Source organism: Cupriavidus gilardii (assembly GCF_013314895.1).
Taxonomy (GTDB): domain Bacteria; phylum Pseudomonadota; class Gammaproteobacteria; order Burkholderiales; family Burkholderiaceae; genus Cupriavidus; species Cupriavidus gilardii_C.
The window spans coordinates 55,969-70,086 of sequence record NZ_JABTYE010000002.1 but is presented as its reverse complement, the minus strand read 5'-3'; the positions used below and the strand labels follow the sequence as shown (position 1 = coordinate 70,086).

The following is a 14,118-nucleotide window of genomic DNA, read 5'->3' as shown; positions in this document are numbered from 1 at the left end:
GCCGCTCACACAGGGCCGCTCACACAGGGCCGCTCACACCGGCGGGCCGCTCACATCGGCTGTCTCACATCTAACGGCAAAGCCCGCGCGCCGAGATCGGCCACAGCGACTCCACCTTGCCGTCGCGCACGCCGACCAGCGTGTCGTACAGGTTCAGCGTCGGATCGCAATGGCCCGGCACCAGCCACAGCGGCTCTCCCAGCTGCGGCAGCGCCGGCATCTCGCCACCGGCACCCGGTACCGGGCGCACGATCCCGTGTTCGTCGTTGGCCGCGACATAGGTCAACCGTGTGCTGCGCTGCCCGCCTTCTCGTTGCCATACCCACGGCAGCCCCGAGTCGACCGCCATCGACTTTAGGCCCGCGTCCACCACGACCTGGCCCGGCGCCGCCGTGCTCATCACCGTGGTGGCGATAAACAGGCTGTGCTCGAAGCGCAGCGCGTCGGCCGCGCTGTTGCCGCCGCTGTCGGAGCCCCGTTCATTGCTGCCGTAATCGCCGTCCATGAACACATACGAACCGGGCTGGATCTCGGTGAAGACGCCGCTGGCCAGGTCGAATTCCGCGCTGCCGCTGCCGCCGCCGGTCACCACCTGACAAGGCGCCCCGGCCGCCGCCAGCCGGGCGGCCACCGCGCCGGCCCGCTCGGCCGCGCGCGCCGCGGCCTCGCGCCGGGCGGCGTGCCCGCGCACATGCTGGATGCCGCCATGGTAGGCCTGCAAGCCGCCGAACGACAGGCGTGGCTGCGCGGCGATCCGCTCGGCCAGGCGCAGCGCGGCGTCGGCGTCGGCCACGCCGCAACGGCCCTGGCCGATGTCGAGCTCGACCAGCACCGTCAGCCGGCTCTGCTCGCGCTCGACCGCCTCGGCCAGCGCGCGGACCTGGACGACGGCGTCGACGCACACGCTGATCCGCGCATGGCGCGCCATTCGCGCGAGCAGTGTGGCCTTGGCCGGGCCGGCGATCTCGTTGCTGATGTGGATATCGGCGACGCCGGCGCGCAGGAATGGCAGCGCCTCGCTGACCTTCTGGCAGCAGATGCCGACGGCGCCGCGCGTCAGCTGGGCCAGCGCGATGTCGGGGCATTTGTGCGCCTTGGCGTGCGGCCGCAGCGCGACCCCGGCACGGTCCGCGGCCTGCTGCATCCGGTGCAGATTGCGTTCGAAGGCATCGAGCACGAGTACGAGCGCCGGCGTGTCGATCGCCTGCCAGGGCTGGCCCGGCTCGGCGATCGGGGGCAGGGCGGGAAGTCCCGCCGGATCGCGCAACACGGGCAGATCGGCGGCAGAGGCAGTCGCGGAGCGGTGGTCTGGCATGGCGGGCGAGGTCTCCATTACGGTCGGGGTCGGGGGCCGGATGGCCGTTGGCGCGGGGGATCATCGGCCGATCGTGGCGGACTGTCAAACGCGATGGGCCCGCAGCAGCGCCGCACGGCCGCGCCGCACAGCCATGTGCGATCCGCCAGGGTGCCGCGGTCCGGCCCGGCCGCTGTCGCGCTTGTCCTACACGGCTTGCGGCCGCCGTCCGACTGCGTGAGGCGGAGGCTGCCGACTATGCTGACAGTCATGCACCGCGCTCGCGCGCGGCGCTGGCCAAGCCTCGCACCGTCCCCCTCGCCATGCAAGCCACGCCCACCCCGCCTGCGCAGTCCGGTGCGCCGTCCAGTGCACCATCCGGTGCACCGTCGGGCTCGCCATCCGCGGCGCGCACGGGTGCGGCGCGACCGGTGCCATCGCGGGACGATACGGTCGTCGACCCGCTGATTGCGTCGACGGCGGCGGGCACGGGAACCGCAACCCATCCCGACTCCTCGGCGATCGGCACGGACTCGCGCGATGACGCGGCGGCGACATCGACGGCGGCCGAACCGCCTCGCGGCCCGGGCAGCGCCCGTACGCTGCCGCTCGCGATCCAGCGGGGCAGCCTCGCGCTGGTGGTGCTGGCGACGCTGGCCTGCCTGTATGCGTTGCATGTCGCCAAGGCCTTCGTGATCCCGGTGGTGCTGGCGGTCATCCTGACCTATCTGCTCGATCCGCTGGTCTCGGCGCTCCATCGGCAACGATTGCCGCGCCCGATCGGTGCCACATTGGTGCTGCTCGGCGTGGTCGCGCTGCTGCTGTGCGGCGCCTATCTGCTGCAGGGCCAGGTCGAAGCCATCGTCGACCGCTTGCCCGAGATCGCGCGCAAGCTCTCGCGCAGCCTGTCGGCGCTGCTCAGCGGCGACGATTCGATGTGGCAGAAGATTCAACGCGCCGCGACGGTGTTGACCGGCGGCACGCAGCACCCGCTGTCGCGCGGTGCCCCGGTGGTGATCGAGAAGCCGGCGGGCGCACTGCACGACATGGTGCTGGCCGGCTCGGTGAGCGCCTTCGCCGCGGCGGGCCAGGCGGTGGTGGTGCTGTTCCTGACCTTCTTTCTGCTGGTGTCGGGCGACATGTTCAAGCGCAAGTTCGTCAAGATGACGGGCCGCACGCTGACGCAGAAAAAGGTCAACGTCCACATGCTGGGCGAGATCAATCGGCAGATTCAGCGCTACATGCTGATGCTGCTGATCACCAATGCCGCGCTGGGCCTTTGCACGTGGGTGCTGCTCAAGGCGATCGGCCTGCAGCACGCCGGCACCTGGGCGCTGGCCGCGGCGGCGCTGCATCTGATCCCGTACTTCGGGTCGGGCGCCACCGCGATCGGGCTCGGCGTGGCCGCTTTCATGCAGTTCGGCACGCTGGGACTGGCCGCGGCGGCGGCGGGCGGCTCGATCCTGATCGCGACGCTGATCGGCTCGGTGGTGCAGACCTGGATGACCGGGCGGATGGCAAAGATGAACCCCGTGGCGGTGTTCGTGGCGCTGCTGCTGTTCACCTGGCTATGGGGCGCGTGGGGCATGCTGCTGGCGATTCCGATCGCGGTGATCGCCAAAGTGGTGGCCGACCATATCGAGGGGCTGGAGTTCGTGGCGGAGTTCCTCGGCGAATAAGGGACCCGTGGCAAGACCCTGCCGGCTGCAGGGCTGAAGGTTGACCTTTGGTGTGGCGATATATATCGTACGATATGTTTTTCGATATAACGTGCGACTGACCCATGCCCCCTCGACATCCTCACGGCCGGCACGGCCACGGCCTCGGCGGCCCCTTCGGCGGATTGGGCTCCGATGCCGACAGCCTGCGCCGCGGCCGCAAGCTCGGTGCCGACGACCTGCAACTGCTGCTGCTCGACCTGCTGGCCGAGCAGCCCAGCCACGGCTACGAACTTATCAAGGCGCTCGAAGCGCGTAGCGCCGGCTTCTACAAGCCGAGCCCCGGCGTGATTTACCCCGCGTTGACCTATCTGGAAGAGATCGGCCATGCGGGGGTCGACGTCGACGGCAATCGCAAGTGCTATCGGCTGGCCGAGCCGGGCCGCGAGTTCCTGCAGGCCAACCGCGAGCGCCTGGCGTTGCTGTGGAGCGGGCTGCGTCATGCCGCCCGCAAGATGGAGTGGGTGCGCCGTGCCCTCGCCGGCGAGCCGCCCCCCGAGCCGGACGAGCAGGGCAGCGGCTGGCTGCCCGAGTTCGTGCAGGCGCGCATGGCGCTCAAGCGCGCGCTGCTGCTGCGCACCGATGCCTCGCCGGCCGAACAGCGGCGCGTGGCGGACATCCTGATGCGCGCCGTCGCTGACATCGAAGACACCGAGGCGGCCGCCGCGCCGCCGCATCCTGCCCGACCACGAACCCCGAGGTAATGCATGTCCACTACCGACCGCGCCAATACTCCCGATACGATTGACAGCCGCAACGCCGCGCTCACCGTCGAGCGCGTCCGTCATCCGCTGAAGTTTCGCCATATCCAGGTGGTCCGCCTGCAGCGGATTTCCCCCGCGCTGCTGCGCGTGACCTTCACCGGCGACGATCTCGCCGACTTTGTCTCGGCATCGTTCGACGACCATATCAAGGTGTTCCTGCCCGCGCCGGGACAGCAGCGGCCGGTACTGCCCGAAATGGGCCCGGACGGTCCGATGTTCCCCGAGGGGCAGCCGCGGCCGATCGCGCGCGACTACACGCCGCGCCGCTACGACGCCGCGGCGCGCGAGCTCGATATCGAATTCGTGCTGCACGGCGATGGCCCCGGCGCCAGCTGGGCGGCGCATGCGCAGCCGGGCCAATGGCTCGGCATCGGCGGGCCGCGCGGTTCCTTCGTGATCCCGTCGGCGTTCGACTGGCACCTGTTGATCGGCGACGAAGCGGCGCTGCCGGCTATCGCTCGCCGTCTGGAGGAACTGCCTGCCGGCAAGCGCGTGGTGGTGATCGCCGAGGTCGACGATCGCGACGCTCGCCTCGATCTGCGCAGCGACGCCGACTGCGAACTGCATTGGCTGTATCGCGCCGAGGGCGACGAATTGCTGACGACCGTGCGCCGACTGGAACTGCCTGCAGGAGAAGGCTATGCCTGGGCCGCGGGCGAGGCGGCAGCCATGCGCGCGGTGCGTGCCTGCCTGGTCGACGAGCGCGGCATCGACAAGCGCCGCATCCGCGCGTCGGCCTACTGGAAGCACGGCGCCGTGGGCGTGCACGAGACGCTCGACGACTGAGACGGCACGCCGTGGCCGCCGGCTCGACGGCGCGCGCCCATCGCATCGCCGCGATAGCGATGGACGTGCGCCCGTAACCCGATTAACATCGTCGCCGGCGGCAGACAACCGCCAACGTCGCTCGGACGGTTCCGGGCGCTTACGTAAAAGGACAACCATGTCAGCCATTCCGGCATCCTCGGGCCCGGGCTCGTCGAGCTCCTCGGGCCAGCGCCGCTTCGCGCGCATCGATCGTCTTCCCCCCTACGTCTTCAATATCACCGCCGAGCTCAAGATGGCCGCGCGCCGTCGTGGCGAGGACATCATCGACATGAGCATGGGCAACCCCGACGGCGCGACGCCCGCGCATATCGTGGCCAAGCTCACCGAGGCGGCGCAACGTCCCGATACCCACGGCTATTCGACCTCGCGCGGCATTCCGCGGCTGCGCCGGGCGATCTCGCACTGGTATCGCGAACGGTATGCGGTCGATATCGATCCCGAGCGCGAGGCCATCGTGACGATCGGCTCGAAGGAGGGGCTGTCGCATCTGATGCTGGCGACGCTCGATCGCGGCGACACCGTGCTGGTGCCGGACCCGAGCTATCCGATCCATATCTATGGCGCGGTGATCGCCGGCGCCGATATCCGCTCGGTGCCGCTGGTTCCCGGGGTCGACTTCTTCGCGGAACTCGAGCGCGCGATCCGCGGCAGCTATCCGAAGCCCAAGATGATCGTGCTGGGCTTCCCGTCCAACCCGACCGCGCAATGCGTCGAGCTCGATTTCTTCGAGCGCGTGATCGCGCTGGCGCGCAAGCACGACATCCTGGTGGTCCATGATCTGGCCTATGCGGACATCGTGTTCGACGGCTGGAAGGCGCCGTCGATCCTGCAGGTGCCCGGCGCCAAGGACATTGCGGTGGAGTTCTTCACGCTGTCGAAGAGCTACAACATGGCCGGCTGGCGAATCGGTTTCATGGCGGGCAACGCCGACCTGGTAACGGCGCTGGCACGGATCAAGAGCTATCACGACTACGGCACCTTCACGCCGCTGCAGATCGCCGCGATCGCCGCGCTCGAAGGCGACCAGCAGTGCGTGCGCGAGATTGCCGCGCAATACCAGTCGCGCCGCGACGTACTGGCGCGGGGCCTGAACGAAGCCGGCTGGCCGGTCGAATTGCCGAAGGCCTCGATGTATATCTGGGCGCGGATCCCCGAACCGTATCGTGCGCTCGGCTCGCTGGAATTCGCCAGGCAGCTGCTGCAGAAGGCCAAGGTCTCGGTCTCGCCGGGCATCGGCTTCGGCGACTTCGGCGACGACTACGTCCGCTTTGCGTTGATCGAGAACGAGTCCCGCATTCGGCAGGCGGTACGGGGAATCAAGGCAATGTTCCGGGCCGATGGGCTGGTTGCGCCGGCGGCGAACGAGCCGGCGCGCGGGGCCGGGGCGAAAGGGTAGTTCGCCGGCGACCACGCGGATCGAAGGATCACGACGTCAAGGCCGGCGGTGCCAGCGGGTGTCGCTTGCCTTGCCGGGGCGAATCGAAGAATGCCCGCACCGCTTCTGCATCGACCTGGTCGTGGCTCGCCACCCGCCAACGCGGCGTCTGATCCTTGTCGACGATCAGCGCCCGCACGCCTTCGATAAAGTCGCCATCGGTGAACGCATGGCTGACCACGTCGAGCTCCATGCGGAAGCAGTCGGCCAGATCGAGCCGGCGGCCGCGCAGCAGCAGTTCGCGCGTGACCGCGGTCATCAGCGGCGAGCGGCCGTGCAGCAGTGCCGCGGTCTTCGCCGCCCAGTCCGCACAGGCCGGATCCTGCTCGCCTGCAAGTCCTTGCAGGATCGCAGCGGGTGTCCGGCCAGGGCGGAAGTGCCGCAGCAGGGCGGGCAAGACCTGCAGCAGCGGGGCATCCGCGGCGGTCGTCGACGATGTGGGAGCCAGCGCGTGGCGCAGGCGCGCCAGCACCGTGTCGCCGTTGTTGCCATTGTTGCCGTTGTTGTCGTTGTTGTCGTTGTTGCCGTTGGCGTGGTCGGACCAGGCGATGTCCGCCAGCGTCGTCTCCAACGCAGACAACGAAGCGCTGTCGACCGCGACATCGGCGAGCCCGCACAGCAGCGTGTCGGCCGCACCGAGCGTCACGCCGGTCAGGCCCACATAGAGCGCCAGTTCAGGCGTCATGCGCGCCAGGAAGTGGCTGGCGCCGACATCGGGCACCAGGCCGATGCCGGTCTCCGGCATCGCGACGCGCGAGCGTTCGGTGACGATGCGCAGCGGCGCCGCCTGCGCCAGGCCCATGCCGCCGCCCATCACGATGCCATCCATCAGCGCCACCACCGGCTTCGGGTAGCGATGCAATTCGAAATCGAGCTGGTATTCGTCGACGAAGAAGCGGCGGTACAGCGGTTCTGCATCCTCGCCGCCCTTGCCCGCTACGTGAGCGCGAAAGCTGTCGTACAGCGCGCGGATATCGCCGCCTGCGCAGAATGCCTTCTCGCCCGCGCCCCGCAGCACCACGGCGACGATCTCTTCCTCCGTAGCCCATTGCCGCAGTTGCGCGCGCAGCGCGAGGATCATCGGATACGACAGCGCATTGAGCTGGCGCGGCCGATTCAGCGTGACGAGCCCGACGCGATTGACGACCTCGAAGCGGACTTCGTCGCTGGCGTTGGCCTCGCGCTGCGGCGGCATGGATTCGACTCTTGCGTTCACGCCGATCCCCCATCGGTATCGAGGTATTGCCGAATCACGCCGGAGAAATCGAGCTGGCCGTCGCCGCGCTGGCACATCGCCTGATACAGCTGCTGCGCCAGCGCACCGAGAAACAGAGGCTGCCGCACGGCGCGAGCGGCGTCGTTGGCCAGCCCCAGGTCCTTGAGCATCAACTCGGCGCCGAAGCCGCCGCTGTAGCCGCGCGCGGCCGGGGCGGTGTCGATCACGCCGGGGTAGGGGTTATAGGTGTCCGAGGACCAGCAGCGTCCGGTCGAGGTATTGACGATGCCGGCGAGCACCTTGGCGTCGATGCCGAGCCGGGCGCCCAGCGCCATCGCCTCCGACACGCCGATCATCGAGATGCCGAGGATCAGGTTGTTGCAGATCTTGGCGACCTGACCGGTGCCGGTGTCGCCGCAGCGGACCACGTTCTTGCCCATGCCGGACAGCACCGGCTGCAGGCGCTCGAACAGCGCGGTATCGGCACCGACCATGAAGGTCAGCGTCCCGGCCTGCGCGCCGACGGTGCCGCCCGACACCGGGGCATCGGCGAACGGATTGCCCTGGCCGGCAGCGAGCGCGGCGAGTTCGCGCACCGTTGCCGGGTCGATCGTGCTCGAATCGACCAGCGGCACGCCGGCACGCACGCCCGCCAGCACGCCATCCTCACCGGTGTAGACGCGCCGCACATGTACCGCCGCCGGCAGCATCGTCATCACGACATCGGCTTCGGCGACCGCCTGCCGCGGCGAATCGGCGCCGCTCGCGCCCGCTTCGCACAAGGCGGCAAGGGCCTGCGCGTTCAGGTCGAATACCGTCAGCGTGTGGCCCGCCTTCAGCAGGTTGCGGGCCATCGGCGCGCCCATGTTGCCCAGGCCGATAAAGGCGATATGCATCGAAGTCTCCTGTGCGTTTGCGTCGACGATGGCGCGCTTCAGCGCAGCGCGATGGTGGTGTTGACGCCGTGATTCACGGTCTCGTCGTCGAACCAGCGTGCCGTCACGGTCTTGGTCTGCGTGTAGAACTGCACCACCTGCCTGCCGTAGGGGCCGAGGTCGCCGAGCTTGGAGCCGCGTGAGCCGGTGAAGCTGAAATACGGCACCGGCACCGGGATCGGGATATTGATGCCCACCTGGCCGACGTCGATCTCGCTCTGGAACTTGCGCGCCGCGGCGCCGCTCTGCGTGAAGACGCCGGTGCCGTTGCCGAACGGGTTGCGGTTGACCAGCGCGATCGCCTCGTCCAGCGTGTCGACGCCGATCACCACCAGCACCGGCCCGAAGATTTCCTGCGTGTAGATCGACATCTCGGTGGTGACGTCGGTGAACACGGTCGGCCCGATGAAGTTGCCGTCCGGATAGCCGGGCACGCTGACGTCGCGGCCATCGAGCGCCAGCGTCGCCCCTTCGTTCACGCCGGCCTCGATCAGGCCGAGGATGCGCTGCTTCGCCGCGACCGACACCACCGGCCCAACATCGGTACCGGGCTCGGCACCGGCGCCGACCTTCAGCGTACGCGCCCTGGCGATCAGATCGGGCACCCAGTCGCGCGCCGCCCCGACCAGCACAGCCACCGAGGTCGCCATGCAGCGCTGGCCCGCCGCGCCGAAGGCGGCGCCGACCAGCGCGTTCAGCGTCTGCTCCTTGTGCGCGTCGGGCAGCACCACCGCATGGTTCTTGGCGCCCATCATCGACTGCACGCGCTTGCCGTGGCTGCCGGCCAGGTTGTAGACATGGGTGCCGACCGCGGTCGAGCCGACGAAGGACACCGCCTTGACATCGGGATGCGTGCACAGCGCGTCGACCACATCCTTGGCGCCATGCACGACGTTCAGCACGCCGGGCGGCACCCCGGCTTCGAGCGCGAGCGCCACCAGTTCCATCGTCGACAGCGGGTCCTGCTCGGAAGGCTTGAGCACGAAGGTATTGCCGCAGACGATCGCCATCGGGAACATCCACAGCGGAATCATGGCCGGGAAATTGAACGGCGTGATGCCGACGCAGACGCCGATCGGCTGCTGCAGCGTGTAGGTGTCCACCGTCGCCGCGACGTTCTCGGCGAAGCCGCCCTGCTGCAGCGTGCCGATCGACGCGGCATGCTCGACCACCTCCAGGCCGCGGAAGATGTCGCCCTCGGCGTCGGACAGCGTCTTGCCCTGTTCGGCTGTCAGGATCGCGGCGATGCGCTTGCTGTGCTCGCGGATCAGCGCCTGGTACTTCAGCATGATGCGCAGCCGCGCGCCGATCGGCGTATGGCGCCAGCTGGCGAAGGCGCGCTGCGCGGCGCCGACCGCTGCCTCGACCTCCGCCCGCGTGGCCAGCGGCACGCGCGCCAGCACCTGCTGCGTGGCCGGGTTGACGACCTGGCGATATTCGGTCGCGGCCGATTCGACCCATTCGCCGTTGATCAGCAGCTTGACGGTCGGGATCGCGGTATCGGTGGCGGGCTGTGTGCTCATGGTGTCTCCGTCGGTTTGTTGTAGCCGGTAAGCCGTAGGGGAAAGGCGAGGGGGGAACTACAGCGAGCGCGCGATCAGCATGCGCTGGATCTCGCTGGTGCCCTCGTAGATTTGCGTGATGCGCGCGTCCCGGTAATGGCGCTCGACCGGGTAGTCCTCAAGGTAGCCGTAGCCGCCGTGGATTTGCAGCGCCTTGGAGCAGACGCGCTCGGCCAGCTCCGAGGCATAGAGCTTGGCCTGCGATGCTTCGGACAGGCAGGGCTGGCCGTCGCTGCGCATGCGCGCCGCGCGATGCACCAGCAGCCGCGCGGCATTGAGCTCGGTAGCCATGTCGGCCAGCATGTTGGCGATCGGCGCGTGCTCGCGCAGCGGCCGGCCGAACTGGACGCGTTCGCCGGCATAGCGGCAGGCCGCGTCGAAGGCCGAGCGCGCGATGCCGATCGCCTGCGCAGCGATGCCGATGCGGCCGCCTTCGAGATTCGACAGCGCGATGCGCAGGCCCTCGCCGGTGTCGCCCAGCAGCGCGTCGTGCGGTACGGCGCAGTCCTCCAGCGTGATCGCGCAGGTGTCCGAGGCGCGGATGCCCAGCTTCTTCTCCGGAGCATGGACATGAAAGCCCGGCGTGTCGGTCGGCACCAGAAAGGCGGACAGTCCGCGCTTGCCGCGCTCGGGCTCGGTGGCGGCGAAGACGATGGCGATGCCGGCGCGCTGCCCGTTGGTGACGAATTGCTTGTTGCCCGACAGCACCCAGCCATCATCGGTCGGACGCGCGCGCGTGCGCAGGTTGTGGGCCTCGGAGCCCGCCTGCGGCTCGGTCAGGCAAAACGCGCCGATCAGCTCGCCGCTGGCCAGCGCCGGCAGATAGCGCGCCTTCTGCGCCTCGGTGCCGTAGTGCAGGATCGGGCCGCAGCCGACCGAGCTGTGCACGCTCATCAGCGTCGCGCAGGCCGCGCAGCCGGCGGCGATCTCCTCGATCGCCAGCGCATAGGCAATGTAGTCGGTATAGGTGCCGCCCCATTGCTCGGGCACGATCATGCCGAGCAGGCCTAGCGCGCCCATCTCGGCGACGATCTCGTCGGGCAGTTGTCCGCTGCGGTCCCATTGCGCGGCGTTCGGCTTGAGCCGTTCCTCGGCGAAGGCGCGCGCGGTGTCGCGGATCATGCGTTGCTGCTCGGTATATTCGCTGTACATGGCGCTGTCGTGGTGGCATCGCGGCGTCGACGATGGACCGCAGTGTAGAAACACGATGCCGGCGCGCGCTATGCCAAAATCCGTCAACTGCACTGAACTGATTTGCCACTGCGAGCCGCTTTGCCGTCGCGCTTTGCCGCCGCGATTTCCGTCGCCGGTTGCCGTTGCTGCGGCAGTCGGCATCGACCCACCTCCACGGACCGTCTCCATGCCTCTGCCGTTGCGTCCCGTCCTTGTCGTCCGAGCCGATGGAAAAAGGTAGCGTCGCGATCTGCTTCGTCCATCATGCGATTTCCGGCCTGCGGGCGCGCGGCGTCGACGCCGAGCCGGTGCTGCGCGCCGCCGGGATCGCGCCGGCGATGCTGGCCGTACCGCAGGCACGCGTGTCGGCGACCAGCTACGGCGCGCTGTGGCTGGCGGTATCGGCGGCCCTGGGCGACGAGTTCTTCGGCCAGGACTCCCGCGCGATGAAGCCAGGCAGCTTCGCGCTGCTGTGCCATGCGGCGGCCGGCAGCCGCACGGTGGGGCAGGGGCTCGAGCGGGTCGCGCGCGGCTTCGGGCTGCTGCTCGACGATGTCGGCGTGCAGTTGCTGCGCCGCTACGATGGCGATGCGCCCGGCGCGGGGCCCGAGCGTGCCGCGCTGGTGCTGACCGAGCCGTCGCGCCGCCGCCCCGGCGTATTCGCGCAGGAGACGCTGCTGATCATGCTGCATGGGCTGATGTGCTGGCTGGCGCGGCGCCGCGTGCCGGTGCGGCTGGCGACGTTCCGCTATCCCGAGCCGAGCTATAGCGCCGAGTACCGCGTCATGTATTCACGCCAGCTCGCCTTTGGTGCGCCCGGCACCGCGCTGGTCTTCGACGCTGCATGGCTGGATCATCCCGTGCGGCACGACGAGCGCAGCGTCAAAGCCTTCCTGCGCGACGCGCCGCATAACGTGGTGGTCAAGTATTCCGACCGCAGCAGCGTGGCGGCGCGCGTGCGGCGGCTGCTGCGGCAGTCGCGCCCCGACGCGTGGCCGACCTTCGAAGGGCTGGCGGCGGCGTTGCATCTGTCCGCATCGTCGTTGCGGCGGCGCTTGATGGAGGAGGGCGCCACCTATCAGCAGCTGAAGGACGAATTGCGGCGCGATCTGGCGATCGAGGCGTTGAGCCATACCGCCTTGCCGATCACCGAGATCGCCGCCGAGATGGGGTTTGCCGAGCCAGGCGCGTTCCATCGCGCCTTCCGGCGCTGGACCGGGCTGCGGCCCGGGGTCTATCGCGGCATGCATGCCGGCGTGGACTGAGGGTGCGACCCGCGCCCCCCCAGGACCGCAGCGATTCAGTTCGGCGCGTCGGCGCGCTGGCCGCTGGTGTCGGCAGCGCTGTTGGCGCCGGCATTCGGTCCTGCCGTGGCGTCCTGCCGCGCGGTTTCCAGCACGCGCCGGATCATCGCCGTTGCCAACTCCTGTTCGCCCAGAAACACCTCGCCGACGCGATCCTGCAGCAGCAGCGCGGCCTCGTCCTCGCTGTGCGTGCGCACCAGGATGCGAATGCCCGGATTCAGCGTGCGTGCGATCTCGACCATGCGCCGCACGCCAACGGTATCGGGCGTGGCGATCACCAGCATCCCGGCGTGCACGATATGGGCCTGGATCAGCACGGACGGTTCGGCCGCATCGCCCGACACCGCAGGCACGCCTTGCTGGCGCAGGGATTCGACGATCTCGCGGTTCTGCTCTGCCACGACGACCGGCACCCCATGCGAGCGCAGCGCGGCGGCGATGCGGCGTCCGACGCGGCCATGGCCCACCAGCACCACCTGCCGCCGCAGCATCGCCTGATCGACGGTGGCGGGCAGCTCGGCCAGCGGATCGGCGCTGCGCTCGAGCTTGCGCGCCAGCGCCGAGCGTCCGCGGATCCAGCGCTGCAGCGGCTCGACCGAGCGAAACACCAGCGGGTTCAGGGCGATCGAGATCAGCGAACTGGCCAGCACCAGATTCTGCGCGTGCGGGGTCAGCATGCCCAGCGTGACGCCCAGCCCGGCGAGGATGAAAGAGAACTCGCCGATCTGCGCGAGGCTCGCCGATACCGTCAGCGCGGTGTTCAACGGATAGCGCATCGTCAGCACCAGCGCGAGCGCGGCCACCGACTTGCCGACGATCACGATGGCCAGCGTGGCGACGACCTGCAGCGGCGCGTCGATCAGCACGCGCGGATCGAACAGCATGCCGACCGAGACGAAGAACAGCACCGAGAAGGCGTCGCGCAGCGGCAGCGTCTCCTGCGCGGCGCGATGGCTCAGCGCCGAGCCGCGCAGCACCATGCCGGCGAAGAAGGCGCCGAGCGCGAACGACACGCCGAACAGCACCGCCGAGCCGTAGGCGATGCCCACCGCGGCGGCGACCAGGCACAGCGTGAACAGCTCGTTCGAGCCGGTGCGCGCGACCTGCCACAGCAGCCACGGAAACACCCGGCGGCCTACCAGCAGCATCAGCGCGATAAAGATGGCCACGCGGCCCAGCGTGGCGCCGACCGTGGCCCATAGCGAGGCGCCGGCGTCGGGCTGCACGGCCCCGTTGCCGCCGGATGCGATCGCCGCGGCCTGGCCTGCAGGCACCGTGCCGAAGACCTCGGCCAGCGCGGGCAGCATCACCAGCACGAGCACCATGACCAGATCCTCGACCACCAGCCAGCCGACCGCGATCCGGCCGTTGACCGACTCCAGCGTGCCGCGCTGCTCCAGCGCGCGCAGCAGCACCACGGTGCTGGCGACCGACAGGCACAGGCCGAACACCAGCGCATCGGCCAGCGGCCAGCCCCATAGCCGCGTGACGCCGGCCCCCAGCGCGGTGGCGAAGGCAATCTGCACGATCGCGCCGGGCAGCGCGATCCGGCGCACCGACAGCAGGTCTTCCAGCGAGAAGTGCAGGCCGACGCCGAACATCAGCAGCATCACGCCGATCTCGGCGAGCTGGCCCGCCAGCGCCATGTCGGCAACGAAGCCCGGTGTGGCAGGCCCGATCACGATGCCGGCCAGCAGATAGCCGACCAGCGCCGGCGCGCCCAGGCGGGCGCAGACGAAGCCGAAGACGAGCGCCAGACCGAGGCCGGCGGCGATGGTGGTGATCAGACTGACTTCATGGGGCACGGGCGGCTCGCAGCGAAGTGATCAGGCGGTGATCGGAAGGGTCGGTGGCGCAACGGTCTGCGGTTCATGATAGCAAGCAGGTGG

General features: G+C 69.3%; 11 protein-coding genes. 5 read left to right on the top strand and 6 right to left on the bottom strand.

The window, feature by feature from the left end; genetic code table 11:
• Positions 1–70: 70 nt before the first annotated feature.
• A complete protein-coding gene (locus HTY53_RS02175; protein WP_174104762.1) occupies positions 71–1,315 on the bottom strand; it encodes a DSD1 family PLP-dependent enzyme in 1,245 nt (414 codons plus the stop codon).
• 410 nt (positions 1,316–1,725) lie between these two features.
• Between HTY53_RS02175 and HTY53_RS02170 the strand changes: the two genes are divergently transcribed.
• The 4 genes from HTY53_RS02170 to alaC all read left to right on the top strand — a co-directional run bounded on the left by HTY53_RS02170 (position 1,726) and on the right by alaC (position 6,000).
• Entirely contained in the window at positions 1,726–2,973 is a 1,248-nt protein-coding gene (locus HTY53_RS02170) for an AI-2E family transporter (protein WP_238511037.1), read from the top strand.
• Between the two features lie 104 nt (positions 2,974–3,077).
• On the top strand, positions 3,078–3,716 hold the full coding sequence (locus HTY53_RS02165; protein ID WP_174104760.1) for a PadR family transcriptional regulator: 639 nt from the start codon (positions 3,078–3,080) through the stop codon (positions 3,714–3,716).
• Between the two features lie 3 nt (positions 3,717–3,719).
• Positions 3,720–4,562, top strand: coding sequence for a siderophore-interacting protein (locus HTY53_RS02160; RefSeq protein WP_174104758.1), 843 nt, complete (start codon positions 3,720–3,722; stop codon positions 4,560–4,562).
• Between the two features lie 157 nt (positions 4,563–4,719).
• A complete protein-coding gene (gene alaC, locus HTY53_RS02155; RefSeq protein ID WP_174104756.1) occupies positions 4,720–6,000 on the top strand; it encodes an alanine transaminase in 1,281 nt (426 codons plus the stop codon).
• A gap of 28 nt (positions 6,001–6,028) precedes the next feature.
• Here alaC and HTY53_RS02150 read toward each other — a convergent pair whose 3' ends face one another.
• Genes HTY53_RS02150 through HTY53_RS02135 form a run of 4 tightly spaced genes read right to left on the bottom strand, consistent with a single transcriptional unit; the run spans position 6,029 to position 10,904 of the window.
• A complete protein-coding gene (locus HTY53_RS02150; RefSeq protein WP_174105048.1) occupies positions 6,029–7,234 on the bottom strand; it encodes an enoyl-CoA hydratase/isomerase family protein in 1,206 nt (401 codons plus the stop codon).
• 17 nt (positions 7,235–7,251) lie between these two features.
• The gene (mmsB, locus tag HTY53_RS02145) at positions 7,252–8,151 is read right to left on the bottom strand and encodes a 3-hydroxyisobutyrate dehydrogenase (protein WP_174104755.1); all 900 of its coding nucleotides are present in this window, start codon (positions 8,149–8,151) and stop codon (positions 7,252–7,254) included.
• A gap of 38 nt (positions 8,152–8,189) precedes the next feature.
• On the bottom strand, positions 8,190–9,713 hold the full coding sequence (locus tag HTY53_RS02140) for a CoA-acylating methylmalonate-semialdehyde dehydrogenase (protein WP_174104753.1): 1,524 nt from the start codon (positions 9,711–9,713) through the stop codon (positions 8,190–8,192).
• Between the two features lie 57 nt (positions 9,714–9,770).
• Entirely contained in the window at positions 9,771–10,904 is a 1,134-nt protein-coding gene (locus HTY53_RS02135; RefSeq protein WP_174104751.1) for an acyl-CoA dehydrogenase family protein, read from the bottom strand.
• A gap of 248 nt (positions 10,905–11,152) precedes the next feature.
• Between HTY53_RS02135 and HTY53_RS02130 the strand changes: the two genes are divergently transcribed.
• Positions 11,153–12,190, top strand: a complete 1,038-nt coding sequence (locus HTY53_RS02130; RefSeq protein WP_174104750.1) for an AraC family transcriptional regulator — start codon at positions 11,153–11,155, stop codon at positions 12,188–12,190.
• A gap of 35 nt (positions 12,191–12,225) precedes the next feature.
• Here the strand turns inward: HTY53_RS02130 and ybaL are convergent, their stop codons facing one another.
• Positions 12,226–14,034: a YbaL family putative K(+) efflux transporter gene (gene ybaL / locus HTY53_RS02125; RefSeq protein WP_174104748.1), complete on the bottom strand. Its 1,809-nt coding sequence runs from the start codon at positions 14,032–14,034 to the stop codon at positions 12,226–12,228.
• Between the last annotated feature and the right edge of the window lie 84 nt (positions 14,035–14,118).

Bases quoted from the DNA above. Each gene is read 5' to 3' on its own strand.
- alaC (WP_174104756.1), top strand. From the start codon at position 4,720: ATGTCAGCCATTCCGGCATCCTCGGGCCCGGGCTCGTCGAGCTCCTCG.
- mmsB (WP_174104755.1), bottom strand. From the start codon at position 8,151: ATGCATATCGCCTTTATCGGCCTGGGCAACATGGGCGCGCCGATGGCC.
- HTY53_RS02130 (WP_174104750.1), top strand. From the start codon at position 11,153: ATGGAAAAAGGTAGCGTCGCGATCTGCTTCGTCCATCATGCGATTTCC.
- HTY53_RS02165 (WP_174104760.1), top strand. From the start codon at position 3,078: ATGCCCCCTCGACATCCTCACGGCCGGCACGGCCACGGCCTCGGCGGC.
- HTY53_RS02175 (WP_174104762.1), bottom strand. From the start codon at position 1,315: ATGCCAGACCACCGCTCCGCGACTGCCTCTGCCGCCGATCTGCCCGTG.
- HTY53_RS02150 (WP_174105048.1), bottom strand. From the start codon at position 7,234: ATGCCGCCGCAGCGCGAGGCCAACGCCAGCGACGAAGTCCGCTTCGAG.
- HTY53_RS02160 (WP_174104758.1), top strand. From the start codon at position 3,720: ATGTCCACTACCGACCGCGCCAATACTCCCGATACGATTGACAGCCGC.
- HTY53_RS02135 (WP_174104751.1), bottom strand. From the start codon at position 10,904: ATGTACAGCGAATATACCGAGCAGCAACGCATGATCCGCGACACCGCG.
- HTY53_RS02140 (WP_174104753.1), bottom strand. From the start codon at position 9,713: ATGAGCACACAGCCCGCCACCGATACCGCGATCCCGACCGTCAAGCTG.